We start from the raw sequence: 22,325 nt of genomic DNA, 5'->3' as shown, positions 1-22,325 counted from the left end.
GACCACTCAAGTATCCAGCGTGATCGATACCTTGCTGGAGCAACTTTGGCTGTTGCGAACTCGTAATGATTTTGACCATCGCGGGGAAACGGCGTTCAGCAAAGAAGCCGCTCGCCAACTGCCGCGATTAAGCAGCCCCAGAAAGCACAAAACCCCTGATTTCTCGAGGAAATCAGGGGTTTTGCGTAGATCGAATATGGCGGTTGAGGAGGGATTCGAATGCACCCGCGCCCAACTTTCACGGCCGCCACCCACGGATTACAAGGCCTCCAGCGTATCAGCGCGAGAGCAGCTGGTCCCACGCTGGTCCCATGAGATTGAGTGCGGGCAGGTAAAAGGCCAGGCGCAGGTTACGTTTTCGATTTTTCAGGTGACCCACCGGAAAAAGGTAATTTTGGTTAGGTCATTTTAAAAACAGAATTTAACCCTTTATTTTCAATAAGTTAGTGATTATTTATAAAGGTAATAATATGGTAATTTCTAAGTAACCGAATTACCTTCACTCAGGGTAATCAGCTCAAAAACACAACCCCTTTAAAATCAGTTAATTACAAAAAAATTACCTTCCCCCTTACCAATAATTACCCTCTCAGGTAATTGCCGAAACCCTTTAAAACTGGGGCCTTCAGCTCAGTTCAGACCTAGCGATTACCAAATTACCTTTTTCCGATGGCCATCCTGAAAATGAGCAGACGGCAGGCCCCCTACTCGTTCGTATATTTACCCCCACTGCTGCGGGGATTCGCAGGCTTTCCAACCCTCCCCTATCGCCGTCACAGGCCCAGCCAGGGCCGCTTTGGACCGGTTGCAGGTGTGCAGAAAAAACGACCCATTTAGCCCGCAGGCGAGGTGGGGGGACGACGGCGCGCGCCAGGTGGTGAAGTACCTAGCAGCCCTGACGAAGCACGCCACTATCCCAGTCGTGACACATCAGGCCATGAACTGGGGCGCTGTCAGGGGTGAACCGCTGAGCGACTCCGCAATAGGCCGAATACGCATTTTTTCTAGGCTGAACAGCGCTTCACACTTGTTGCAACTCCTTGCAAATGCTATTTAGGGAAGGAGAGCCGGCTGAAGTTAAGTGATCTTTTGCTCACTCTATTTAGAATTATTTTCATCCAAAGACAACCTATAAGAATATTTAAGTAGCTATTAAGGAACGCGACTATGCTTCGAGGGATTGCTGCAAGATATATAGGTGGTTGCCACATCATCGTCACAAAATCGGACAAAGAAATTAACTTCATAACTACAGGTTTTTTATGCAGCGCAAATGGCCACATAATGACTTGCGCACATGCAATCGACCTGCAAACGCCTTTATTCATTGCGCGACCAGAAGTTGACCTAGAGTTCCAACCACCAAACTCTAAAGACAAGCGTTACATCATTGCACCTTTAAGAGTTGTGCAATATGACCCTATTAATGATGTAGCATTATTGAAAGCTGATGGAATTGATGTATCTATCCCGCACAATCACTGGGAGCATTTCGGTGATGAGCGTGAGGTTCCCCTTGGAGCGAGTGTAGGTTATATAGGTTATCCGTTTGCTTCCAAAGGTCTTCTAACCGGAAAAATATCATCTGCGATCATTAGCGCAAAAGTCCTCGGAGAGAAAGGAACTAGGACCCTGCAAATTGACTCATCAGTAAATGATGGAAATAGTGGCGGCCCACTGATAGATGTTTCATCTGGAAAAATTGTTGGAATTGTTTCTGGCCGTTATAGCCCATCGGGTTCTCAACCGGTAGCTTGGATTGGTGGGGCCCCGCTAGGCCAAGAAAGTAACATTTCTTTTGCTATCGGTATCTCCTACGGGATAGAGCTTATGAAAGCAGATGGACTATATGCCTGAACTCAAAAATGAAGAGTTCGAAGATGCTATCAATGAATACGTTCCCGCGCATCAGCGGAGTATTTTATTGGAGGCGCTACACACTTCTAATTTTGACTTTAACGCAGCAGGACTTATCCTTACAGGCGAGCACAAGATAAATGGACCAATAGTAAAAACCTCCATAATAGAAAGGCAAGGAGGTATGTGGCAGGCGGTACAAGATGAGGTATTTGACTTCTTATGTACCAAGTCCGCAAAATACAAATCCGAAAGAGGAGAAGCTGGAATTAGTGCAAAAAATGCCATTGGCATAATCGCCGCCTCCCTCGCTGCAACATATCACGTTGCCTTCGGAGTTATAGCAGGGGTAGTGACGCTAGCGGTTATGTCAGCTTTCAAAATCACAAAAAATGCTTGGTGCGAACTTAAGAAAAAAAACAGTATAAAAACTTTTCAGCCGCCTCCAACCTCACCTTAATCCAAAAAACCATGGGCGGCCGTTAGGCCGCTCATCACACAAACGTCACTCAGTTAAGGGGTGAAAGCTGTAGTTCGAACGTTGAAAAACGGACAACCTCTTCACCCAGCCACTCGTTGACTTGAGCCAATCGCGCCTGCAGCGGCTCCAGCTCGTTGACCGCCCAAACCTCGGCAGCCTCCCGTAACGATCCGAAACCACCTGCGTTCTGCGGCACAATGCCCATCAGCTGCGGTGGAATACGCAAGGCCGCGAGCAGATCGTCGCGGCTGATGTTCTTGATGGAGCTGAATTCGTCCTTCGCCGCGACCTCGCTGACCGGAATCAGTTGGATGCCGTCCTTCTTCCCCGCGGGGGCATAGACAAACAGGTTGCGGAAATTGCCTGGTCCCTTCGAGTTCTTCAGCGCTGCACGCAGCGAATCGATGTCTTCCTCTTTCTGTGCTGCGTCGGTCATGTAGAGGATGAAACCGGCGTGGCTGCCGTTGTTGTAGTACTTGCGGCGAAACAGCGTCGCACTCTCGTTGAGCAAGGCGCTCTGCAGCGCTGCCAGCCACTCCGGCAACCCGTAGATCTCCTGGTTGATATCGGCCTCGCGCAGGTGGCAGATCGAACCCGGGGCAAATTCGTGCTCGTCCTTCCAGCCTCGCACCTGGTAGTAGGTCGCCAGATCGACGCCGCGGCGCATGTACTTCGCCAGGGGCGGTACCAGGCCCAGGGTGTCGCGAAGCATGTTGTTGCGCTTCTCCAGATAGCAGTTGCCGCACCACAGCCAGTCGAGGGCGAATTGCTCGAAGGCCTGCCGGCTCAACAGCCGGTGGGGCTTGAAGGTGCGGGCCAGCATGTTGCGCTTGAAGTTCAGCCCTGACTGAAGGTACACGCTGGCCCGGGTGGTCTTGGCCAGGCCGTCCATGGACATGGGCGTCTCATACCATCGCCCGTTTGCCCAGCATTGCAGGTAGTCGAGGATCTCCCGGCCATCGAGCACTGGCGTCGGGTCACCGAAGGTGAACGCCTCGACTGGCCCGGCCTCAGGGGGCAACAGCTCCCCTTCAACAGGGCGTTGATCGGTGGCCACTTGGGTTCCGCGTTTACGTCTGCTCATCAGTAGGACTCCATAAATCCAGTGTTTGCCGTGGTCTGCCCTTCAAGCGGCTCATTGTGCAGCGCGTGGAAGGTCGCCCAGGCCAAGTCGGCATGCCCGGTCTCGTCGGTGCGACCGGCCGTGTAGGTGAACTGGCGCCCGGAGGCGGTGACTGTCTTGCGAATGGCCATCAGCGACTGCGCCATGTCCGTCCAGCCGGCATCAAACTCCAGACGGCCGTTCTTGATCACGTCGTAGGCTTTCAGCACCAGGCGGGTTTTCACTTCGGGCGAATAGCTGAAGGTGGTGATGTTCGGGAAGAATTGCTTCACCAGCTGGGCCACGCCGGAGCCCATGCCCGTGATATCGATCCCGATGTAGGTGACCCAGTAGCGGCGCGTGACCTGCCGTATGGCCTCGGCCTGGGCGGCGAAGTCCATACCGCGGAACTGGTGGCGCTCAAGAATGCGAAACTTGCCACCGGGGACCAGGGGCGGCGCAATCACCACCAGGCCGGCGCTGTCGCCGGATTCCGCCGGGTCATATCCCAACCAGACCTGGCGGTCGCCGAACGGTCGGGCCGCGAACGGCTTGTAGTCGCTCGCCCAGAGGTCCCAGCTGTCCACCATGCACGGCTGCAGCATCGCCAGCGGGAAGATGCTGGCACCGTCGTCGATGAACTGACACATCAGCAGGTTTTGAAACGCCTCAGCATCATATTCAAGGCGCAGCTCTTCGAGGTCGAACAGGTCGCAGCCGCGGCCCTCAGCATCCAGAATCGTGACGATCTGGCGCCAGATCCGGTCCTCGCACAGTCGCCCCTGCTGGAGGGCGTCGTGGGATACGTCCAACTTGATGCGCTGGGCCGCCGGCTTGCCCTTGTTGAAGCGTTCGCCGGTCCAGAAGGTGTACGCCTCGTGCGCCATGCTGGAAGGCGTAGAGAAGTAGGTCCGCCGGTACTGTTTCTGCATCGCCATGCCGCTGGCGACCTTGTTCAGCTCCTTGAACTTGAAAGTCCAGAAGAATTCGTCGAAGTAGAAATTGCCGTGGTAGCCCTGAGCTGTCCGGGCGTTGGTACCGAGGAAATGCAGCTCGGCACCATTGCCCAGGATGATCGGGTCGCCCGTCAGCTCGACACCCACCACCTCACGGGCAAAGGCCTGAATGTAGGCCTTGAAGATGTGCGCCTGGTTCTTCGACGCGGACAGGAAAATCTGGTTTCGCCCCGTGGTCAGGGCGTCAATCAAGGCTTCTCGGGCGAAATAGAATGTCGCGCCGATCTGGCGAGACTTGAGAATCGCCCTGGTACGTTGATTCCCTGCCTTGTACCAATCCAGCTGGTACCCGAAACATCCGTCGACGAAGGCCTCAGTCAGGAGCTCGATATGCTCCTCACTGAACTCGTTGCGCTTCGGCGCTTTCTTCGGCCCCTCATTGCGCTTGGCCAGGGCCGGATTCAGATCAGTATCGGTACCGCCGCCCTGGTAACGCTGGATTCGCGCCTGTCGCTCAAGCTGGCGGTGCAGCAGATCTATTTCCTTGAAGTCCCCGCCCGTCTTGCCGTCCTTCAGGATCAACTGGACCAGTCGGGCTTCCAGCGCGCCACCGATCCGCTCGACATTGTCCGCCCGGTCCCACTCGTCCCGGGACTTCCACGCGTGGACCGTCTTTTCCTTTTCGTCCAGGTACTCGGCGATTTCGCAGACACGCCAGCCCGTCCAGTAGAGAAACTTGGCCTGGCGGCGATTGTCACGGATGGGGTTTTCGGTGGCGGCATTCATGGCGCAGATGCTGCCGCCCGCGCGCGAACACTACCCGCGCCGGCCCTTGTACAGCACACCTCTACAAGACCGCCTCATTGCCCGCCTCGCCCGCGCTGAACACCATGCACCCAACGAACGGCACCCGCCGCCACCGCATTGAGGACAGCCCGCATGGCCGCAAGCAACGCACCTGCCAAAAAATTCCGCTCCAACTGGTTTCGTGTGGCCGTCGAAGGCTCCACCACCGACAAACGCAAAATCGAACGCTCCTGGCTGGAGCAGGCGGCGAAGAACTTCAACCGTAGCACCTACGGTGCCCGCGTCTGGCTGGAGCATTTCCGTAGCCTGCTGCCGGACAGCCCCTTCAAGGCTTATGGGGACATAACCGCCGTCAAGGCTGAAGAGGTTGAGATCGCCGGCCAGAAGAAGCTTGCCCTCTTTGCCCAGATCGAACCGACCCCCGACCTGGTGGCCATGAACAAAGCCAAGCAGAAAATCTACACATCTATCGAAATCGACGAGAGCTTCGCCGACAGCGGTGAGGCCTACATCGTTGGCCTGGCAGTTACTGACTCCCCCGCCAGCCTGGGTACCGACGTGCTCGCCTTCTCGGCACAGAAGCCAGATGCAAGTCCGTTCAAGGATCGCCATTACTCCGCGACCTCTATGTTCACCGAAGCCCTTGAGGCTGAACTCGAATTCGAAGAGCTGGCTGACAGCGAGAACAAGGTCGCCGGCCTGTTTACCCGTGTTCTCGAAGCTCTCGGCAAGAGCAAGGACAAGGAAGGCAAGGACGCCGCTCTATTCACCGAGCTGGGCCAGGCCGTCGAGGCAATGGCTGAGCACGTAGCCACTCAGGGCACTGCTTTCACCGCAGAAAGGGCCGCCCGCGAAAGTCTGCAGGTCAAGCACGACAAGTTGGCCAATGACTTCGCAGCCCTGGTCCAGAAACTCGAAAAAACCCCGGACTCACCCGGCACCAAGACGCAGTTCTCATCTCGCCCGCCGGCTACGGGTGGTGACGGGGCGCTCGTCACCGACTGCTGATCCACCCCACGGACAAGCCAAGCCAAGGAACATCGGAGAACACCATGCGTAACGATACCCGCGTCCTGTACAACGCCTACCTTCAGCAACTCGCGCAATTGCACGGGGTGCCCGACGTCACCACCAAGTTTACCGCCGCCCCAAGCGTCGCTCAGACTCTGGAAACCCGTATCCAGGAATCCAGTGCCTTCCTCTCCGCTATCAACGTGTACGGCGTTTCGGAGCAGTCCGGCGAAAAGATCGGCATCGGTATTGACGGCACCATCGCCAGCACCACCGATACCACGGTCAAGGACCGCGAGCCTCGCGACCCAAGTGCTCTGGACGACCGCGGATACACCTGCACCCAGACGAACTTCGACACAGGCATCCGCTACCAGAAGCTGGACCAATGGGCGAAGTTCAAGGATTTCCAGGCGCGCATTCGCGACGCGATCATCAAGGCCCAGGCCCTCAACCGGATCATGATCGGCTGGAACGGCGTGAGCCGCGCCGCGACTTCGAATCCCGCAACCAATCCGCTGCTGCAGGACGTCAACATCGGCTGGCTGCAGAAAATGCGCCTGGAAAACGCGGCCCGTGTCCTGGATGAAGTAGTTGCTGGCAGCGGCAAGATCCAGATCGGTGCTGGCAAAGACTTCGAAAATATCGATGCCCTGGTTGTCAGCATGGTCAACGAGTTCATCGAACCCTGGTATCAGGAAGATACCGACCTGGTCGTGATCTGCGGACGTCAGCTTCTGGCCGACAAGTACTTCCCAATCATCAACAAGGTGCAGGCTCCGACCGAAATGCTGGCAGCCGACATCGTCACCAGTCAGAAGCGCCTGGGCAACCTGCCAGCGGTCCGTGTGCCGCACTTCCCGCCGAACGGCCTGATGGTCACTCGCCTGGACAACCTGTCGCTCTACTGGCAGGAAGGCACCCGCCGCCGCACCGTCGTCGACAACGCCAAACGCGACCGCATCGAGAACTTCGAGTCGGTCAACGAAAGCTACGTGATCGAAGACCTGGGCTGTGCTGCCATGGCCGAAAACATCACCCTGAGTTGAGGCCGGCGATCATGACCAACCCTTGTCGTCGACACTTTCAACGCGTGACCGCCGCCGTTGCAGCCGCGGCGGTCGCTGGGCCGGCCATGACCATGGAAGGCGCGAATATCTACGAGCTGCACCTTGCCAAGCTCCAGCAGGACTACCTGCGCCTCAAGCAGGTGCAGTCGACCGAAGGCAAAGCGGAGCTCAAGCGCCAGTTGCTGCCGGAGTACCAGCCTTATGTTGAAGGCGTGCTGGCCGAGGGCAAGGGCGCCCAGGACCAGGTGCTGACCACCCTGATGGTCTGGCGCATGGACGCAAGCGACTTTGCCGGCGCCCTGGACATCGCTGCCTATGTGATCGAACACCAACTGCTGATGCCGGATCGCTTCGAGCGCACCACCGGCACCATCGTTGCGGAAGAGATCGCCGAAGCCGCCCTGAAGGCCCAGAAAGCCGGCGGCAGCTTCGATCTGGATCTGCTGCTGCGTACCGAGAAGATCACCGCCAAGGAGGACATGCCCGACCAGGCCCGGGCCAAGCTGCACCTGGCCATCGGCAAGGCCATTTCCGCACAGGTCGCTGATGACGCCCCGGCGGACAGTGCCCTGCTGCCATTGGAGCAGGCCAAGACGCACTTGGCCCGCGCCATTGCGCTGCACACCAACTGCGGCGGCAAGAAGGATCTGGAGCGCGTTGAGCGCCTCCTGAAAAAACACGCTGCCCCCGGCAGCTAAACGAGCGTCCCCACGCACCCCGCCGGCTCGGGGCGGATCGGCCAGGCCGCTCCTCCTGAACGTGAAGCCCCGACCACCGGCGACCTATTTCAGAGTGCTGTTTCATGAGCGGATTTGTAGCCGGCGGCCCCCCGCCGAGCGGCCAGACCTCACCGGACGGCCACATCAACACCTCACCTTTCTGGCCATCCATTGACCTGGATGCACTGCGCGGCACCCTGCGCCTCGACAACAGTATCAGCCCTCCAAGACTGGAAACGGCTGTCATTGCTGCCGCCATCAGCGTCAATCGCGAACTTGCGGCATGGCGCATCGAGCAGCAGGCAGCCGGCTACAGCAAGCTGGAAGAAGTCCCGGGCGAGACCGTCAAAGGCGTCCCCGAGCAGGTGCACCTGTACCGGCGAGCGATCGAAGCCGCCACCGGCGCCGAAGTCTGCGAACGCTACCGCTCCTACGACACCACCAACAGCGGCGGCAAGAAGGCAGACGACATCGCCCCCAACATCGACGATTACCGCCGCGACCTGCGCTGGGCAATCCGTGATTTTCTCGGCACCACACGCACCACTGTGGAGCTGATCTGATGGCTATCACCGTGCGTGCCCAGCAGAACGACACCGTCGATGCCCTGTGCTGGCGTCATTACGGACGCACGGCCGGCGTCACCGAGGCAGTGTTTGAGGCTAACCAGGGCCTGGCCGATCACGGCCCTACGTTGCCCCAAGGCCTTCCCGTACAGATGCCCGAAGCCCAAACCTCAGCCCCACCGCGGCAGATGGTGAACCTATGGGACTGACTTACCGAGCCCTTGAACCCACCAACCCTGGACAATGGAATGAAGCGCATGCCTGAACGTCCCGACACTTGGGCCTGGCTCGCCGCCTGGCTCGAACAGAACTGGCCGACGCTTTATGCCGGCCTCCTGGCCCTGATTATCGCTGCCCTCCGGATCATGTACGGCGGGGGTACCTTGCGCCGGATGGCAGTCGAGGCGCCGCTTTGTGGTGCCCTGGCACTGGCCACCAGCCATGGCTTGTCACTGATCGGTATTCCCGCATCCACGGCACCGTTTTTCGGCGGTGTCATCGGTTTGCTCGGCGTCGAAGGAACCCGCGCCGCGGCGAAGAAGTTTTTCACCCGCAAGGTAGAACAGCTATGACCACCGCACTGCGTCACGGCGACCGCTCACAAGCAGTTCGCGTCCTGCAGAAGAACCTCAACGCCCAAGGCGCCAAGCTGAACCCGGACGGCGACTTTGGCGACGAAACCGAAAAGGCAGTACGGGCCTATCAGTTGAAGGTCGGCCTTGTCGCGGACGGTGTGGCCGGCGAGAAAACACTCGCCAGCCTGGCCGGAGGGGACTGCTCGGCGCTGCTGCGCAATGCCGACCTGGTCAACGCCGCCCAGCGGCTGGACCTGCCCTTGGCCAGCGTCTACGCGATCAACGAAGTCGAATCGAACGGCAAGGGGTTTCTGGGCAACGGCAAGCCAGTCATCCTGTTCGAGCGACACGTCATGTACCGCCAGTTGAAAACCCCACGGCACGAGGGTGACGACGCCGCCGAGCTGCAGCGCCATGCCGACCAGCTCGCAAGCATCAACCCCGCCATCGTCAACCCGAAACCTGGTGGTTATGCCGGCGGTACCGCGGAGCACCAGCGCCTGGCAGCGGCTCGGTTGATTGATGACACCGCCGCGCTGGAATCCGCCTCCTGGGGTGCGTTCCAGATCATGGGTTACCACTATCAGCGCCTGGGCTACAGCAGCGTGCAGGATTTCGTGGCAGCCATGAGCGCAGGCGAATCGCAGCAGTTCGACGCCTTCGTGCGCTTCATCGAAACCGACCCGGCCCTGTTCAAGGCCCTGAAAGCCCGTAAATGGGCTGAATTCGCCAAGCTCTACAACGGCCCGAACTATCAGAGAAATCTGTACGACACCAAGCTCCAGCGTGCCTACGAGCGGCACAGCGCTTGCGGCTGTGGACAGGAGTTGGCGGCATGATCGATCTCGAAGCGGTGCACAAGCTCAAGGTAGAAGACGGCGGTGTCCTAGTCGTTCCAGAACACACCAGCTACGAAGATGCGGAGCTGCTGGGCGAGGCCCTGCAGTTCGTCAACCCGGGCTGCCGGGCAATTGTGATTCGCGGCCCTATCGAGCAGCTCGACGTCGGCGCAATGAACAAGCTCGGCTGGTACCGCGCGTGAGCATTGTCCGCCAGATCCTGCTGGGCGTCGCGTTGGTCGGTGCCCTCGGGTTATTGCTCTTGGTTCAGGAACTCCGCGTAGCCAACGCGGAAAAGAACACAGGCCTGGCGCAGAAAGACGCCCAGATAGCACGTGAAGATGCGAACCGCAGCCAAACCAGTGCCAACACCCTGACACAAGCCCTGATCAATGAGCGCGCCGCACAGACGCAACTGCGCGCAGAACAGGACCAGTTGCGCCAAGGTCTGGCGAAACGTGAGCGAATGATGGAGGAACTGAAACGTGAAAATTCCGAACTACGCAACTGGGCTGCTCAGCAGCTGCCTGATGCTGCTCGCCGGCTGCGCGAGCGCCCCGCCCTCACCACCGCCGACGCTTATCGTCAGTGGCTGTCCGGCCGTGGTCCCATGCCTCCTGCCGGCGACGAGCCCAAACAGTAACGGCGACCTTTTCTCCGACCAGGACCGCGCCGAGGCTGCCTGGGCAGAATGCGCAGGCCAGGTCGACATGGTGTACCAACATCAGCAGGCCCAGAAATGAACAAACCCGAAAGCCTACGCGCTCACCTGCTGGCCACTGTCGCGGACCTCAAACACGACCCCGACCGTCTACTGATCTTCATCGACAACGGCAAGATCCGCTGCACCGCGGCCCCGAGCTTGTCCTTTGAATACAACTTTGACCTACAGATCATCATCACCAATTTTGCAGGGCATCCCGACAGCATCATGCTGCCTCTGCTCGGCTGGGTCAGCGTCAATCAATCCGAACTGATGGAGAACCTGAACAAGTCCGCCGAAGGCATCAAGTTCGAGGCCGACATCCTCGATCGCAGCAAAGTGGACATGAGCATCACCCTGAAACTGACCGAGCGCGTAGTCGTTCGCAAGGACGCTGACGGCAACACCACCATCACCCACGCCGGCGAGCCACAGCGTGCAACAGCTTTCCTTGATCCAGCATGGATACCCGGCGGCCAGGGCACCCGCAGCGAATGGGTAGTCCCTGAATGACTACCCGGCTCGAAGCTTTAGAGGACTGGGCCGCCGGGCTGCTGGGGCAGCTCGAACCCGCGTCACGCAACCGCCTCGCCAGGGAACTCGGGCAGGCCCTGCGCCGTAGCCAGCAGCAACGCGTGATCGCCCAGCAGAATCCGGATGGCAGCAAGTACGCCCCGAGGAAAAAGCGCGACCTACGTGGTAAGCGGGGTCGCCTTAAGCGCAAGGCTCAGATGTTCCAGAAGCTGCGGACAACTAGGTTCATGAAGGTCCAGAGCGACGGGAACGCCATTAGCGTCGGCTTTACTGGTCGAATCGCCCGCATTGCCAGGGTTCACCAAGAAGGCTTGCGGGACCGTGCGGAACGCGGAGCCCCAGATGTCCAGTATGAGCAGCGAGCAGTGTTGGGGTTTACCGACGCAGAGCTTGATCTCATCCGTGATGGGTTGCTGCATCACCTCACTCGCTGAGCGATTACTAAATTATGATTGCAATGTTCTACCCTCCTCCTAATATGAAATAGTAATAGCTTCACCAACAAAGGCCGAGCTACTTATTAGGAGTTTTTATGCAAGACGAGCCGCATAACGAACGCAAGGAGCAGGCAAAACAAGAACTTGCAAAACTTATTGAGCCTCACCTGCAATCTATAGGTGAAACTCTATTGGCCATCGGCAAATTGGTAGAAAGCATAAAAACCCAAGCCATTCCTTTCTTTGAGCAATTAGCAAAAATAGATTGGAAAGCTCTACAGGCTCGATTAGAAAGCATGCCTAAGCTTTCACGAGAAGCAATGAAAACCGCCTCCGAACAAGGTTGGTTCTTTAATCTTCAAAGCTCTATGGAAGAAACCTTTGAAGTAATTGAAGGCCTACAAAATGCAACTAGCGATCAGATAGACGAAATATTAAGCCAGCACTTTACAAAAAATATAGACTGGTACACCGAAATATTGTCCGATCTATACCCTGAAAGAAAATCAGCAATAGAGTCGGCGGTGTGTGCCCACAAAAATAAAGAATATAATGGATACTTCGTTAGCATCCCTGTATTCCTTGCACAGGCTGATGGTTTACTTTCTCAAATTTCCAAAACACCTTCAGCGATGGACAAGAAAGATGGAGTAATAAAAGGGAGCATTTGGGTTAAGGGTCAAATAGGCGATGATCAGGAAGCCGCCGACTTACTAAATCCCATCCTGAAATTACATGAACTCGATCTATTAAAAAGCCAAAAAATCAGAGAATCTGAAAGCCTCATAAGTGGAAAGTCTTTCAACGCACTTAACAGACACCAAGTAATGCACGGGGAAGTTTCAGACTATGGATCAGAGATAAATAGCCTAAAAGCATTATCTTTTCTTGTGTTCGTTGGCCTACATATACCGCACGTTATCGAAGACATGAACAACCGGATGAAATGGGAAAGTAAAATGCAACCACAATAATTCCTAAAAGAATGATCAAGTGGTTCACGACTTCTTCCGTCTATGTGGCATAAAACTGTAGCGAACAGCGCTACAACCCGCACAAGCTGTCCTCATGCGTGCATGGCGCCATCATCAGCGCTATGAACGATCTAGCCACCCTCGCCCGCCTGCTCGAAAACCTCATCCGCTTCGGCGTTGTCGCCGCGGTGCAGATGAAGCCCCCGCGCGTGCAGGTCAAAACTGGAACACTCACCACCGCCTGGCTGCCGTGGGTCGCCTTGCGCGCTGGGGCCGATCAGGAGTGGGACCCGCCCACTGTCAACGAGCAAGTGATGCTGTTCAGCCCATCCGGCCAGCTCGCCAACGGTATAGCACTGACCGGCGTATTCAGCGACCACATCCCCGCAAACGGTGACCGGGCCGGCCTGCATCGCCGCACTTACCGCGACGGCGCCGTCATCGAGTACGACAGCATCACTCACCACCTGAGCGCCGTGCTACCCGACGGCGGCACCACCGACCTGGTCAGCAAAGGCGGCATCCACATCGTCGGGCCGATCACCCATGAAGGTGACTACACCCACCAGGGCAGCTACATCCAGACCGGCGACCAGACGGTCACCGGCAAAGTCACGGCGTCGGTAGATGTCATCGCTGCGGCCATCAGCCTGGTCAAACACACTCATGGCGGCGTGATGTCAGGTGGCGGAAACACAGGGGTGCCTCAATGAACAGGGAAACCGGCGCCGCGATCGATACGGCCGAGCACATCGTCCAGTCATTCACCGACATCCTGACCACGCGCCTCGGTACCCGGGTCATGCGTCGCGAATATGGCAGCTTGTTGCCCGAGCTGGTGGACCAACCGTTCAACGACGCGACTCGGCTGCGGGCCTATGCCGCGACCGTGATGGCTTTGATGCGTTGGGAGCCACGCGTAAGCCTCAGCCGTGTGCAGTTCCAGGGCGCTACCCTGCAAGGGCAGGCGGTGATGGACATTGAATGCACCCGCGTCGACACCAATCAGCCGCTGAGCCTGAGCGTTCCGCTGAGCTTAGGGGGTAGCGTATGAACACCTTCGCCCCCATCGACCTGGGCCTACTGCCTCCGCCACAGATCGTCGAACAGATCGACTACGAGGTCATTCTCGCGGAACGCAAGGCCTACGCCGTGAGCCTCTGGCCGCCCGAGGAGCAAGCCGAAATCGCGGCCCGCCTCAACATGGACTCGGAGCCCCTGGCCAAGCTGCTGCAGGAGAATGCCTACCGCGAAATGGTTTGGCGTCAGCGGGTCAACGAGGCGGCCACCGCCAACATGCTGGCCCTGGCAAAAGGCAGTGACCTCGAAAACCTCGCCGGCAACTTCAACGTCAAGCGCCTGGTCGTCCAGGAGGCTCAGCCTAACGCTGTGCCACCGCTTGCCAGAATCATGGAAAGCGATGACAGCCTCAGAGAACGAGCACAGATGGCCTGGGAAGGCCTGAGCACAGCAGGCCCGCGCAACAGCTATATCTTTCACGCCCGGGCTGCAGACGGTCGTGTCGCTGACGCCACCGCTGAAAGCCCGTCACCCGCGGTGGCAGTGGTCACGGTGCAAAGCATCCTCGGCGACGGCACGGCTCCGGGCGATCTGCTGGATATCGTCAGTGCATACCTCAGCGATGACGACCGACGCCCGGTGGCTGATCGCCTCATCGTCCAGGGCGCGCAGATTGTCGGCTATCAGGTCAAAGCGAAACTCTTTCCAATGTCGAGCGGGCCCGAGTCGGAACCCATTCTCGCGGCTGCCGAACAAAGCCTGCAGACCTTCGTGAATCAACGGCGCCGGCTGGGCATGGAAGTGTCGGAATCCGCCGTGCATGCCGCGCTCCACGTCGAAGGCATGCGCAAGGTCGAGTTGGAAGGCTGGGTCGATATCGTCGCCACCAAGGCCCAGGCTCCGTATTGCACTGCCATACAGTTGACCCGAGGGGTCGAGTGATGAGTGCTCAGCCGCTGTTGCCCGGCAACTCCACAGCACTGGAATGGCAAGCCTCCCAGGCGCTGGCACAGATTGAGCGCGTGCCGGTCCCACTACGTCAGCTCTGGAATCCGGACATCTGCCCGCTGGAGCTGTTGCCCTACTTGGCCTGGGCCTTCTCCGTTGACCGCTGGGACAGCCGGTGGCCAGAGGCAGCAAAGCGCGGGGCCATTCGCTCATCCCATTACATCCACTCGCGCAAGGGCACCATCGGCGCCCTGCGCCGCGTCGTGGAGCCGCTGGGCTACCTGATCGAAACACTCGAATGGTGGCAGACCATCCCGATGGGCGTGCCCGGCACCTTTGCCATCAAAGTCGGCGTACTTGAAACCGGCATCACCGAAGAGATGTACCAAGAACTGACCTGGCTAATTGACGACGCCCGCCCTGTGACCCGCCACCTGACCGGCCTTGCCATCAGCCTGGAGGTCACTGGTGAAGTCCATGTCGGCGTTTGCCTGAGCGAAGGCGAAGTAATCGACATCTACCCGCCCATGCAGAACGACATCGAGATCAGCGGTTACATCTATCAAGGCGGCCGCGAACAACACATCGAAACCATGGACATCTACCCATGACAGACCAAAACACCCAGTTCTATTGCATCCTCACCGCCGTAGGTAAAGCCAAGCAGGCCAACGCGACCGCGCTTGGCATTCCCTGGACCTTTGCCCAGATGGGGGTTGGCGATGCCAACGGCGCGGACCCCACTCCCACCGAGCAGCAAACCCAACTGATCAACGAGCGCCGCCGAGCGCCGTTGAACCAAGTGATGATCGATCCGAACAACGCGAACGTCATCATTGCCGAACAGATCATCCCGGATGATGCCGGTCCCTGGTGGATTCGCGAGACTGGCCTCTATGACGCTGCCGGCGATCTCGTCGCTGTCGGAAAATGCCCGCCTACCTACAAGCCGTTGCTGAGCCAAGGGTCGAACAAAACCCAAGTCATCAGGATGAACCTGATTGTCAGCAACACGGCAAACATTGAGCTGAAAATCGACCCCAGTGTCGTATTGGCGAGCCGGGCCTACGTCGATGCCAAGGTGCTGGAAGAAATCAACAAGCTCGACAGCAAGCAATCTGTACGCGCCGCGACCACGGCCAACATCGCACTGGCGGGTCTGCAAACTGTCGATGGGATCGCGCTGGTAGCAGGTGATCGAGTGCTTGTGAAAAACCAAGCCGCAGCGAAGGACAACGGCTTGTACGTCGCCGCGGCCGGGGCATGGGCGCGCACAGCAGATGCAGACTCGAATGCAGAGGTCACTTCTGCGATGCTGGTGGCCGTTGAACAGGGCGCCACCCTGGCAGACACACGCTGGCAGTTGGTCACAGATGGGGCAATTGTCCTGGGCACCACCGCCCTGACGTTCCAAAACGTGACGCAAGGGTTTGCACCGATCAACTCGCCGGCGCTGGTCAATCCGACCGGCAATACACCGGCGCTGTTCGACAGCAGTCTGTTGTTGCCTACAACTGAGTTTGTAAGTGGAGTGGGGCTGAAATTTGGTCCACAGACGCGCCACTACAATGGTGCGGCGCAATTAGTACTAACTCCACTAGATGTTGGCTCAATGATTTCATTCAATGGCAATGCCACTCAAACAGCAAAGCTGCCACCCACCGCGTCTCTGCCTCCCGGCGCTACAGTTCGGTTTATTCGATCTTATGCCGGTCCTAGTGTTCTTACGACAATATCTTCGGATGATGGCGTAGCAAAAATTGATGCCCAGGCCGGCGGCTTGGTTTCGTCTTTCAGCCTACAAGGTGGGGAAGATGTTTTTGCAACATGGAGCGGTGTTGCGTGGATTCTTAGCGGCTCATATACGTTTCGTATCAACCAAATGAGTGGCCTTCTTGGGGGCAACACTTGGCAAAGGCTGCCGGGTGGTCTAATCCAGCAATTCGGTAGTGGATTGGCAATGGCTAATGACGGCAACGACGGTTCAAGTGCTGGCGTTGATACTTACATAACGTTCCCTATTGCATTCCCGAATGTGTGTGTATCCGTTGTAGGGACCCACTATGGTCATAAAGCGAGCTTGTCCGTAATCACTCGAAATCATTCAAATACACGATTTACGGCTGAAACTTCAGACAGTAATGTGCAATCAATCAGATATATGGCGGTCGGATATTAAGGGGTTGAGGTGATATGGTTTTTTATTCTGCAATGACCGGCGGGTTTTATCATTCTCCTGATGGTATTCCTCCTGATGCGGTGGAAATATCAGATGATGAATATAAGTCTTTGTTGGATGGCCAAGCTAATAAGCTTCTTGTTGCAAATGCGGAGGGCCATCCGGTGCTGATTGATCCACCGCCACGCTCCCCTGAGTCTTACGCTCGTGCAGAGCGCGAGTGGCGTGACGATCAGCTTACAGAGACGGATGGAGTTGTTTCGCGACATCGCGACGAACTGGAGGCTGGCGGGGAAACCACATTGACTCCCCCCCAGTACAGCGAGCTGCAGGCGTACCGCCGAGCCCTTCGGGGCTGGCCCGAGTCCGGGGAGTTCCCCCTAATCGATCACCGGCCGACAGCACCACCGTGGTTGGCTGAGCAAATCCAATAACGCCCTTCAGGGCGTTTTTTGTTGTTACTCCCTGTAGCTCCGCCCCCTACAACCCCAGACGCTCGCCGATCCAGCGCGCGCGCGGCAGCCTGTGCACTGTCATCTCAACCACTGCGCAGGCAAAACCCATGGCCGACTTTCTTCACGGCGTGCGGGTCCTCGAACTCAACGACGGCACCCGCCCCATTCGCACCATCCCCACAGCGGTCATCGGCATGGTTTGCACTGCCGAAGACGCTGACGCCACCGTCTTCCCGTTGGATACCCCAGTCCTGTTATCCAATGTCCGCACCGCCATCGGCAAGGCCGGCACCACTGGCACTCTGCGAGCCTCACTTGAAGCGATTGCAGACCAAACCAAGCCCTACGTCATCGTGGTACGGGTCAAGCAGGGTGCAGATGAAGCTGCGACCACCAGTGCCTTGATCGGCACCACCACCGCCGAAGGCAAGTACACCGGCATGAAAGCCCTGCTCGCCGCCAAGGCAAAGGTCGGCATGACTCCGCGCATTCTCGGCGTACCAGGCCTCGACAGCCTGCAGGTGGCCACCGCGTTGGCATCGATCGCCAAGGATCTTCGCGCATTCGCCTACGTCAGCGCCTGGAACTGCAAAACCAAGGAAGAAGTGGTCGCCTACCGCGAGAACTTTGGCTCCCGGGAACTGATGGTGATCTGGCCGGACTTCCTGAACTGGAACACCACGACCAACCAGACCGTCACCGCCTCAGCTACTGCACGAGCACTCGGGCTAAGGGCCAAGATCGACCAGGAAGTGGGCTGGCACAAAACCTTGTCCAACGTCGCGGTCAGCGGCGTGACAGGCATCAGCGCCGACGTGTTCTGGGATCTGCAGAACTCAGCGTCGGATGCCAACTATCTCAACAGCAACGACGTCACCACCCTGATCAACGCGAACGGCTTCCGTTTCTGGGGCAGCCATACCTGCAGCGACGATCCGTTGTTCCTTTTCGAAAACTACACTCGGACAGCGCAAATCATCGCCGACACCCTCGCCGAGGCTCACATGTGGGCGGTGGACCTCCCCATGACTCCGTCGCTGGTGCGCGATCTGATCGAGGGTGTAAACGCCAAAATGCGCAACTGGAAGTCGCAGGGCTACCTGATCGGCGGCGGCTGCTGGTACCCGGAAGACATCAACGACAAGGACACCCTCAAGGCCGGGCAACTGTACATCGACTACGACTACACGCCGGTCCCACCACTGGAAGACCTCACGCTGCGGCAGCACATCACCGACCGCTACCTGATGGACTTCGCCAGCAAGATCAACAGCTGACCAGGGGCTCCCCAGACGGGGAGCTGAACCTGTGCCCGAACTCCGGAGAACACCGCCATGGCACTGCCTCGAAAACTCAAAAACCTCAACTTGTTCAACGACGGCAACAGCTACACCGGTGTGGCCAAGTCGTGCACCCTGCCACCGATCGCCCGCAAGATGGAACCATACCGCGGCGGCGGTATGAACGGCCCAGTCAAGTCCGACCTCGGCCTCTCCGATGATGGCATCCAATTCGTATGGAAGACCGGCGGCCTTGATCTGATATCGCTACGTCAGTTCGGAGCCGTGAATGCCTCGGCCGTGCTCCTGCGCTTCTCTGGTCCATTTCAGCAAGACGACACCGGCGACATCAGCGTCGTGGAAATCGTTGTCCGTGGCCGTCACGAAAACATCGAGATGGGCGAAGCCACACCTGGTGAAGACACCGAGCACAGCATCACCACAACCTGCAGCTACTACAAGTTGACGGTCGACAACGAGGTCATCATCGAAATCGACCTGCTCAACTTCATCGAGAACGTCAATGGCGTGGACATGCTGGAGAGACAGCGCACCGCCATGGGCCTCTGAGCCTCTTTCCCCCGGCCCTCTCCCGAGGGCCTTTAACCCTGCAATCTGGAGCATCCCATGAAGACCGTAGACACCACCGAAGCGCTGCCGGAAGTCGATGACAATACCGTCACCCTCGACACCCCAATCAAACGCGGCAACAGCACCATCGACACCATCACACTGCGCAAACCGCAGTCCGGCGAACTGCGCGGCGTGCACCTGGCCGAGCTGCTGAACCTGGACGTCGCCACCCTGATCAAGGTACTGCCACGCATCAGTAGCCCAAGCATCACCGCGCCAGAAGCCGCCGGCCTGGACCCGGCCGACCTGTTCGCCTGCGGCAGCAAGATCGCCGGTTTTTTGTTGCAGAAGTCGGTGAAGACGGAAGCATCCCTCGTTGCGTAGAGGACGCGATGGCCGACCTGGCCGTCGTATTTCACTGGGCACCGGCTGACATGGATCAGCTGGGCCTGCAGGAACTGATGGAATGGCGCGAACGCGCCAGGGTGCGGAGCTCCACCGATGGCGAATGATCTGAAACTTCAGGTATTGCTGAATGCCATCGACAAGGCTACCGGCCCCCTGAGATCGATCGACAAGAGCAGCATCGGAGCAGCCCGCGCCCTCAAGGAAGCCCGCGACAGTCTCAAGGTACTCAACGCCCAACAGAGTGACATCAGCGCCTGGCGAACCCAGCGCGCTGCCGCTGAGCAAACCGATCAGGCCCTCGGCGCAGCCCGCGACAGGGTCCGCGAACTTAGCCAACAGATCAGCGCCTCCGGCGCGCCGACCAAGGCCATGGCCAAAGACTTCCGCACGGCCGTGCGCGAAGCCCAGTGGCTGAAACAGGAGCACCAGGCACAAGGTGAAAAACTCCAGGGCCTGCGCTCGAAGTTGTACAGCGCCGGGATCAGTACCAAGAATCTCGGCGAGCATGAACGCCAGTTGCGCGAACAGATCAGTTCGACCAATGCAAAAATCAGTGAGCAAGGCAGGCGCCTGCAAGCCCTGAATGCACAACAGAGACGCCTGGCTGCCGAACGCAACAAGCTGGAGAGGACCCAGGGCGTTGCCGGCAACATGGCCACCAGCGGCGCCGCCGGCCTCGGTACCGGCTATGCCCTCAGCCGTCCCTTGAAAGCGGCTGTGGATGCGTTCGCCCCGGCGGAAAACGCGGCGACTCAGTTGAAAGTCTCAATGATGGCGCCCGACGGCTCGGTATCCGCCGAGTTCGAAAAGATGAGCACCCTCGCCACCCAGCTGGGCGACCGCTTACCCGGGACAACTGCCGACTTTCAGGAAATGATGACGATGCTTCGTCGTCAGGGCCTGACCGCGACAAACATTCTCGGCGGTACCGGCGAAGCGGCGGCCTATCTCGGCGTGCAGTTGCAAATGCCGGTGACCGCCGCGGCCGAGTTCGCGGCCAAGATGCAGGACGCTACCCGGACAGCTGAAAAAGACATGATGCCGCTGATGGACACCATCCAGCGCACCTACTACCTGGGTGTGGACAGCAACAACATGCTGGAGGGCTTCAGCAAGATTTCGCCGGTGATGGACATCATCAAGAAGCAAGGTCTGGAAGCATCCAAGGTCCTTACCCCTCTCCTGGTGATGATGGACCAGGCGGGTATGGAAGGTGGTGCCGCCGGCAACGCCTACCGCAAGATTTTCCAGGGCGCGATGGCCAATGGGAAAATCCAGAGGGCTATGTCCGACCTGAAAGCCGAGCGCGGAATCTCGCTCAAGCTGGACTTCACCGATGGCAAGGGGGAATTTGGTGGCATCGAGAAGATGTACGCGCAGCTTGAAAAGCTCAAGGGTCTGAACACAGAGGTTCGGCTCGACCTGATCAAAAATATGTTCGGCGACGACAGCGAGACGCTCACAACGCTGAACACCATGATGGCCAAGGGTATCGCCGGATACCGCGAGGTCGAGGGCAAGATGCAGGCTCAGGCCGATCTTCGAACCCGGGTCAACGTGCAACTGTCTACGTTGGCCAACGTGTTGGAGGCGGCCCAAGGCAGCTGGACCAATGCCATGGCCGAGGTCGGCGCGGTGATGGCGCCAGAGCTGAAAGAACTGATCAAGAGCTTGGGCGAGGTGGCTAACAGGATCGGTGCCTGGGTCAAGGAAAACCCTGAACTGGCACGCCAGATTGCCAAGACCGTCGCCGGTCTCGCGGTACTGACGGCCCTCATGGGCGGCCTGAGCATCGGCCTGGCCAGTATCCTTGGCCCTTTCGCCATGATCCGATACGCCATGGTCCTATTTGGCATCAAGGGCGGCGGCGCGTTCAGCGTTGTAACGGGTGGTGTCCGCGCTCTGGCCATGGCACTCGGGGGACCGCTCATCGCCGCCCTACGAACCGTCAGCATTGCAATGTGGGGGCTCGCCGCCAACCCTATTGTCGTAGTCATCGCCGCGGTTGTCGCGGCCCTGGTCGGTGGGGCTTACCTCATCTACAAGAACTGGGATGCGGTGAAGGCCTACTTCGCCGGTGCCTGGACAGAGATAAGAGCAGGGTTCAGCGGCGGGATCGGCGGCATTCTCACAGTCCTGGCGAACTTCAATCCCATCGGTCTGATCTACCAGGCCTTTGCCGGGGTGCTGAGCTACTTGGGCGTGGATCTACCCAATCGATTTACTGAGTTCGGCAACATGATCGTCAATGGTCTGGTCAATGGCTTGACCGCCGGCATGGGTCAGATCAAAGGGGCCATTACCTCGATCGGCGACTCAACAATTGGCTGGTTCAAGGAGAAACTCGGCATCCATAGCCCGTCGCGGGTTTTCGCCGAGCTCGGTGGATTCACTATGGCGGGCCTTACCCAGGGCCTTGAAGGCGGCGAAAAAGGCTCGCTCAACGCCATGCAGAGGATCACTCAGCAGCTCACCGCGGCCGGTGCCATGACTCTGCAGACTCCTGCCCTGCCCGCTCCACTGGCGCCTGCAGCGAAGCCCAACGAACACGGGCCAATGTCCATGATTCTGGACCTCGGCAAGCAACTGGCCGCCGGTGTGCTGGCGGTGGGCTCGGTCGCCCTGCCCTCGCTGACGATCGATGAACGGCCCCCCATAAGCCCGACCAGTTCAGCCACCTATGACAGTCATGACACCTACGAGATCAATATTCACGCGACCCCTGGTATGGACCCAATGGCTATCGGTCGAGCGGTGCGCGCCGAGCTGGCCCGCATTGAAAGCGAAAAAGGCGCCAGCAGGCGCAGCAAACTTTCGGACCTGGAGTAAAT

At 58.3% G+C, this 22,325-nt stretch carries 27 protein-coding genes and 1 pseudogene; 26 read left to right on the top strand and 2 right to left on the bottom strand.

The features are described 5' to 3' along the window. Positions 1 to 1,167: 1,167 nt before the first annotated feature. Positions 1,168 to 1,857 (top strand): trypsin-like peptidase domain-containing protein, encoded by a 690-nt coding sequence (locus PMI20_RS12730; protein ID WP_007922990.1) that lies wholly within the window; start codon positions 1,168 to 1,170, stop codon positions 1,855 to 1,857. Continuing rightward, a complete protein-coding gene (locus tag PMI20_RS12725; RefSeq protein WP_157173139.1) occupies positions 1,850 to 2,317 on the top strand; it encodes a hypothetical protein in 468 nt (155 codons plus the stop codon). The genes PMI20_RS12730 and PMI20_RS12725 overlap by 8 nt, the downstream gene beginning before the upstream one ends. A gap of 49 nt (positions 2,318 to 2,366) precedes the next feature. On the opposite strand, the gene PMI20_RS12720 is transcribed toward PMI20_RS12725, so the two are convergent. Continuing rightward, on the bottom strand, positions 2,367 to 3,422 hold the full coding sequence (locus PMI20_RS12720; protein ID WP_007922988.1) for a phage portal protein: 1,056 nt from the start codon (positions 3,420 to 3,422) through the stop codon (positions 2,367 to 2,369). Next, positions 3,422 to 5,182, bottom strand: a complete 1,761-nt coding sequence (locus tag PMI20_RS12715) for a terminase ATPase subunit family protein (protein ID WP_007922986.1) — start codon at positions 5,180 to 5,182, stop codon at positions 3,422 to 3,424. The genes PMI20_RS12720 and PMI20_RS12715 overlap by 1 nt, the downstream gene beginning before the upstream one ends. 153 nt (positions 5,183 to 5,335) lie before the next feature. On the opposite strand from PMI20_RS12715, the gene PMI20_RS12710 reads away from it, so the two are divergent. The 24 genes and pseudogenes from PMI20_RS12710 (at position 5,336) to PMI20_RS12595 (ending at position 22,323) form a co-directional block, all read left to right on the top strand. Next, a complete protein-coding gene (locus tag PMI20_RS12710; RefSeq protein WP_007922974.1) occupies positions 5,336 to 6,211 on the top strand; it encodes a GPO family capsid scaffolding protein in 876 nt (291 codons plus the stop codon). A 44-nt stretch (positions 6,212 to 6,255) separates the two neighbouring features. After that, the gene (locus PMI20_RS12705) at positions 6,256 to 7,263 is read left to right on the top strand and encodes a phage major capsid protein, P2 family (RefSeq protein WP_007922968.1); all 1,008 of its coding nucleotides are present in this window, start codon (positions 6,256 to 6,258) and stop codon (positions 7,261 to 7,263) included. Between the two features lie 11 nt (positions 7,264 to 7,274). Then, positions 7,275 to 7,982, top strand: coding sequence for a phage terminase small subunit (locus PMI20_RS12700; protein WP_007922966.1), 708 nt, complete (start codon positions 7,275 to 7,277; stop codon positions 7,980 to 7,982). A gap of 104 nt (positions 7,983 to 8,086) precedes the next feature. After that, positions 8,087 to 8,566: a head completion/stabilization protein gene (locus tag PMI20_RS12695; RefSeq protein WP_007922964.1), complete on the top strand. Its 480-nt coding sequence runs from the start codon at positions 8,087 to 8,089 to the stop codon at positions 8,564 to 8,566. Continuing rightward, on the top strand, positions 8,566 to 8,778 hold the full coding sequence (locus PMI20_RS12690) for a tail protein X (RefSeq protein ID WP_007922962.1): 213 nt from the start codon (positions 8,566 to 8,568) through the stop codon (positions 8,776 to 8,778). Before PMI20_RS12695 ends, PMI20_RS12690 begins: the two co-directional genes overlap by 1 nt. A gap of 39 nt (positions 8,779 to 8,817) precedes the next feature. After that, positions 8,818 to 9,141, top strand: coding sequence for a phage holin, lambda family (locus PMI20_RS12685; RefSeq protein ID WP_007922960.1), 324 nt, complete (start codon positions 8,818 to 8,820; stop codon positions 9,139 to 9,141). After that, positions 9,138 to 9,983: an N-acetylmuramidase domain-containing protein gene (locus PMI20_RS12680; RefSeq protein ID WP_007922958.1), complete on the top strand. Its 846-nt coding sequence runs from the start codon at positions 9,138 to 9,140 to the stop codon at positions 9,981 to 9,983. Before PMI20_RS12685 ends, PMI20_RS12680 begins: the two co-directional genes overlap by 4 nt. Further along, entirely contained in the window at positions 9,980 to 10,186 is a 207-nt protein-coding gene (locus PMI20_RS12675; protein WP_007922957.1) for a hypothetical protein, read from the top strand. Before PMI20_RS12680 ends, PMI20_RS12675 begins: the two co-directional genes overlap by 4 nt. After that, positions 10,183 to 10,626, top strand: coding sequence for an Rz-like lysis system protein LysB (lysB, locus tag PMI20_RS12670; protein ID WP_007922955.1), 444 nt, complete (start codon positions 10,183 to 10,185; stop codon positions 10,624 to 10,626). Before PMI20_RS12675 ends, lysB begins: the two co-directional genes overlap by 4 nt. Continuing rightward, positions 10,541 to 10,726, top strand: a pseudogene (gene lysC, locus PMI20_RS12665) (Rz1-like lysis system protein LysC); the annotation flags it as partial. The gene lysB and the pseudogene lysC, both read left to right, overlap by 86 nt. Beyond that, complete coding sequence (locus PMI20_RS12660; RefSeq protein WP_007922953.1) at positions 10,723 to 11,199, top strand: phage tail protein; 477 nt, start codon at positions 10,723 to 10,725, stop codon at positions 11,197 to 11,199. The pseudogene lysC and the gene PMI20_RS12660, both read left to right, overlap by 4 nt. After that, positions 11,196 to 11,654 (top strand): phage virion morphogenesis protein, encoded by a 459-nt coding sequence (locus PMI20_RS12655; protein ID WP_007922952.1) that lies wholly within the window; start codon positions 11,196 to 11,198, stop codon positions 11,652 to 11,654. Before PMI20_RS12660 ends, PMI20_RS12655 begins: the two co-directional genes overlap by 4 nt. A gap of 98 nt (positions 11,655 to 11,752) precedes the next feature. After that, positions 11,753 to 12,631: a hypothetical protein gene (locus PMI20_RS12650; RefSeq protein WP_007922950.1), complete on the top strand. Its 879-nt coding sequence runs from the start codon at positions 11,753 to 11,755 to the stop codon at positions 12,629 to 12,631. Positions 12,632 to 12,753: 122 nt separating this feature from the next. After that, positions 12,754 to 13,344, top strand: a complete 591-nt coding sequence (locus PMI20_RS12645) for a phage baseplate assembly protein V (RefSeq protein WP_007922949.1) — start codon at positions 12,754 to 12,756, stop codon at positions 13,342 to 13,344. Next, positions 13,341 to 13,685 carry a GPW/gp25 family protein gene (locus PMI20_RS12640; RefSeq protein WP_007922948.1) on the top strand — a complete coding sequence of 115 codons (345 nt, stop codon included), beginning with the start codon at positions 13,341 to 13,343 and terminating at the stop codon, positions 13,683 to 13,685. Before PMI20_RS12645 ends, PMI20_RS12640 begins: the two co-directional genes overlap by 4 nt. After that, positions 13,682 to 14,593: a baseplate J/gp47 family protein gene (locus PMI20_RS12635; protein WP_007922946.1), complete on the top strand. Its 912-nt coding sequence runs from the start codon at positions 13,682 to 13,684 to the stop codon at positions 14,591 to 14,593. The genes PMI20_RS12640 and PMI20_RS12635 overlap by 4 nt, the downstream gene beginning before the upstream one ends. Next, positions 14,593 to 15,210 carry a phage tail protein I gene (locus tag PMI20_RS12630; RefSeq protein ID WP_284172889.1) on the top strand — a complete coding sequence of 206 codons (618 nt, stop codon included), beginning with the start codon at positions 14,593 to 14,595 and terminating at the stop codon, positions 15,208 to 15,210. The genes PMI20_RS12635 and PMI20_RS12630 overlap by 1 nt, the downstream gene beginning before the upstream one ends. Continuing rightward, entirely contained in the window at positions 15,207 to 16,778 is a 1,572-nt protein-coding gene (locus tag PMI20_RS12625; RefSeq protein ID WP_284172887.1) for a phage tail protein, read from the top strand. Before PMI20_RS12630 ends, PMI20_RS12625 begins: the two co-directional genes overlap by 4 nt. 14 nt (positions 16,779 to 16,792) lie before the next feature. Next, positions 16,793 to 17,212, top strand: a complete 420-nt coding sequence (locus tag PMI20_RS12620) for a tail fiber assembly protein (protein ID WP_037035189.1) — start codon at positions 16,793 to 16,795, stop codon at positions 17,210 to 17,212. Positions 17,213 to 17,340: 128 nt separating this feature from the next. Further along, entirely contained in the window at positions 17,341 to 18,510 is a 1,170-nt protein-coding gene (locus tag PMI20_RS12615) for a phage tail sheath protein (RefSeq protein WP_007928193.1), read from the top strand. A 57-nt stretch (positions 18,511 to 18,567) separates the two neighbouring features. Beyond that, positions 18,568 to 19,083 carry a phage major tail tube protein gene (locus tag PMI20_RS12610; RefSeq protein ID WP_007928191.1) on the top strand — a complete coding sequence of 172 codons (516 nt, stop codon included), beginning with the start codon at positions 18,568 to 18,570 and terminating at the stop codon, positions 19,081 to 19,083. A gap of 57 nt (positions 19,084 to 19,140) precedes the next feature. Beyond that, on the top strand, positions 19,141 to 19,470 hold the full coding sequence (locus tag PMI20_RS12605; RefSeq protein WP_007928190.1) for a phage tail assembly protein: 330 nt from the start codon (positions 19,141 to 19,143) through the stop codon (positions 19,468 to 19,470). An 8-nt stretch (positions 19,471 to 19,478) separates the two neighbouring features. After that, entirely contained in the window at positions 19,479 to 19,598 is a 120-nt protein-coding gene (locus tag PMI20_RS12600; protein ID WP_003183333.1) for a GpE family phage tail protein, read from the top strand. Next, a complete protein-coding gene (locus PMI20_RS12595; protein ID WP_007928187.1) occupies positions 19,588 to 22,323 on the top strand; it encodes a phage tail tape measure protein in 2,736 nt (911 codons plus the stop codon). The genes PMI20_RS12600 and PMI20_RS12595 overlap by 11 nt, the downstream gene beginning before the upstream one ends. Positions 22,324 to 22,325: the final 2 nt, after the last annotated feature.

Origin of the sequence: Pseudomonas sp. GM17 (assembly GCF_000282175.2) — a bacterium.
Taxonomy (GTDB): domain Bacteria; phylum Pseudomonadota; class Gammaproteobacteria; order Pseudomonadales; family Pseudomonadaceae; genus Aquipseudomonas; species Aquipseudomonas chlororaphis.
The sequence above is the reverse complement of the archived record's forward strand: the minus strand, read 5'-3'. Positions and strand labels throughout refer to the sequence as shown.

What these genes read in the sequence shown, in the direction of transcription:
- PMI20_RS12720 (WP_007922988.1), bottom strand. Translation starts at nt 3,422, where the DNA reads ATGAGCAGACGTAAACGCGGAACCCAAGTGGCCACCGATCAACGCCCT.
- PMI20_RS12615 (WP_007928193.1), top strand. Translation starts at nt 17,341, where the DNA reads ATGGCCGACTTTCTTCACGGCGTGCGGGTCCTCGAACTCAACGACGGC.
- PMI20_RS12650 (WP_007922950.1), top strand. Translation starts at nt 11,753, where the DNA reads ATGCAAGACGAGCCGCATAACGAACGCAAGGAGCAGGCAAAACAAGAA.
- PMI20_RS12730 (WP_007922990.1), top strand. Translation starts at nt 1,168, where the DNA reads ATGCTTCGAGGGATTGCTGCAAGATATATAGGTGGTTGCCACATCATC.
- PMI20_RS12660 (WP_007922953.1), top strand. Translation starts at nt 10,723, where the DNA reads ATGAACAAACCCGAAAGCCTACGCGCTCACCTGCTGGCCACTGTCGCG.
- PMI20_RS12675 (WP_007922957.1), top strand. Translation starts at nt 9,980, where the DNA reads ATGATCGATCTCGAAGCGGTGCACAAGCTCAAGGTAGAAGACGGCGGT.
- PMI20_RS12725 (WP_157173139.1), top strand. Translation starts at nt 1,850, where the DNA reads ATGCCTGAACTCAAAAATGAAGAGTTCGAAGATGCTATCAATGAATAC.
- PMI20_RS12685 (WP_007922960.1), top strand. Translation starts at nt 8,818, where the DNA reads ATGAAGCGCATGCCTGAACGTCCCGACACTTGGGCCTGGCTCGCCGCC.
- PMI20_RS12700 (WP_007922966.1), top strand. Translation starts at nt 7,275, where the DNA reads ATGACCAACCCTTGTCGTCGACACTTTCAACGCGTGACCGCCGCCGTT.
- PMI20_RS12710 (WP_007922974.1), top strand. Translation starts at nt 5,336, where the DNA reads ATGGCCGCAAGCAACGCACCTGCCAAAAAATTCCGCTCCAACTGGTTT.
- PMI20_RS12690 (WP_007922962.1), top strand. Translation starts at nt 8,566, where the DNA reads ATGGCTATCACCGTGCGTGCCCAGCAGAACGACACCGTCGATGCCCTG.
- PMI20_RS12630 (WP_284172889.1), top strand. Translation starts at nt 14,593, where the DNA reads ATGAGTGCTCAGCCGCTGTTGCCCGGCAACTCCACAGCACTGGAATGG.
- PMI20_RS12620 (WP_037035189.1), top strand. Translation starts at nt 16,793, where the DNA reads ATGGTTTTTTATTCTGCAATGACCGGCGGGTTTTATCATTCTCCTGAT.
- PMI20_RS12655 (WP_007922952.1), top strand. Translation starts at nt 11,196, where the DNA reads ATGACTACCCGGCTCGAAGCTTTAGAGGACTGGGCCGCCGGGCTGCTG.
- PMI20_RS12605 (WP_007928190.1), top strand. Translation starts at nt 19,141, where the DNA reads ATGAAGACCGTAGACACCACCGAAGCGCTGCCGGAAGTCGATGACAAT.
- PMI20_RS12600 (WP_003183333.1), top strand. Translation starts at nt 19,479, where the DNA reads ATGGCCGACCTGGCCGTCGTATTTCACTGGGCACCGGCTGACATGGAT.
- PMI20_RS12625 (WP_284172887.1), top strand. Translation starts at nt 15,207, where the DNA reads ATGACAGACCAAAACACCCAGTTCTATTGCATCCTCACCGCCGTAGGT.
- PMI20_RS12680 (WP_007922958.1), top strand. Translation starts at nt 9,138, where the DNA reads ATGACCACCGCACTGCGTCACGGCGACCGCTCACAAGCAGTTCGCGTC.
- PMI20_RS12645 (WP_007922949.1), top strand. Translation starts at nt 12,754, where the DNA reads ATGAACGATCTAGCCACCCTCGCCCGCCTGCTCGAAAACCTCATCCGC.
- PMI20_RS12595 (WP_007928187.1), top strand. Translation starts at nt 19,588, where the DNA reads ATGGCGAATGATCTGAAACTTCAGGTATTGCTGAATGCCATCGACAAG.
- PMI20_RS12705 (WP_007922968.1), top strand. Translation starts at nt 6,256, where the DNA reads ATGCGTAACGATACCCGCGTCCTGTACAACGCCTACCTTCAGCAACTC.
- PMI20_RS12695 (WP_007922964.1), top strand. Translation starts at nt 8,087, where the DNA reads ATGAGCGGATTTGTAGCCGGCGGCCCCCCGCCGAGCGGCCAGACCTCA.
- PMI20_RS12715 (WP_007922986.1), bottom strand. Translation starts at nt 5,182, where the DNA reads ATGAATGCCGCCACCGAAAACCCCATCCGTGACAATCGCCGCCAGGCC.
- PMI20_RS12610 (WP_007928191.1), top strand. Translation starts at nt 18,568, where the DNA reads ATGGCACTGCCTCGAAAACTCAAAAACCTCAACTTGTTCAACGACGGC.
- PMI20_RS12640 (WP_007922948.1), top strand. Translation starts at nt 13,341, where the DNA reads ATGAACAGGGAAACCGGCGCCGCGATCGATACGGCCGAGCACATCGTC.
- PMI20_RS12635 (WP_007922946.1), top strand. Translation starts at nt 13,682, where the DNA reads ATGAACACCTTCGCCCCCATCGACCTGGGCCTACTGCCTCCGCCACAG.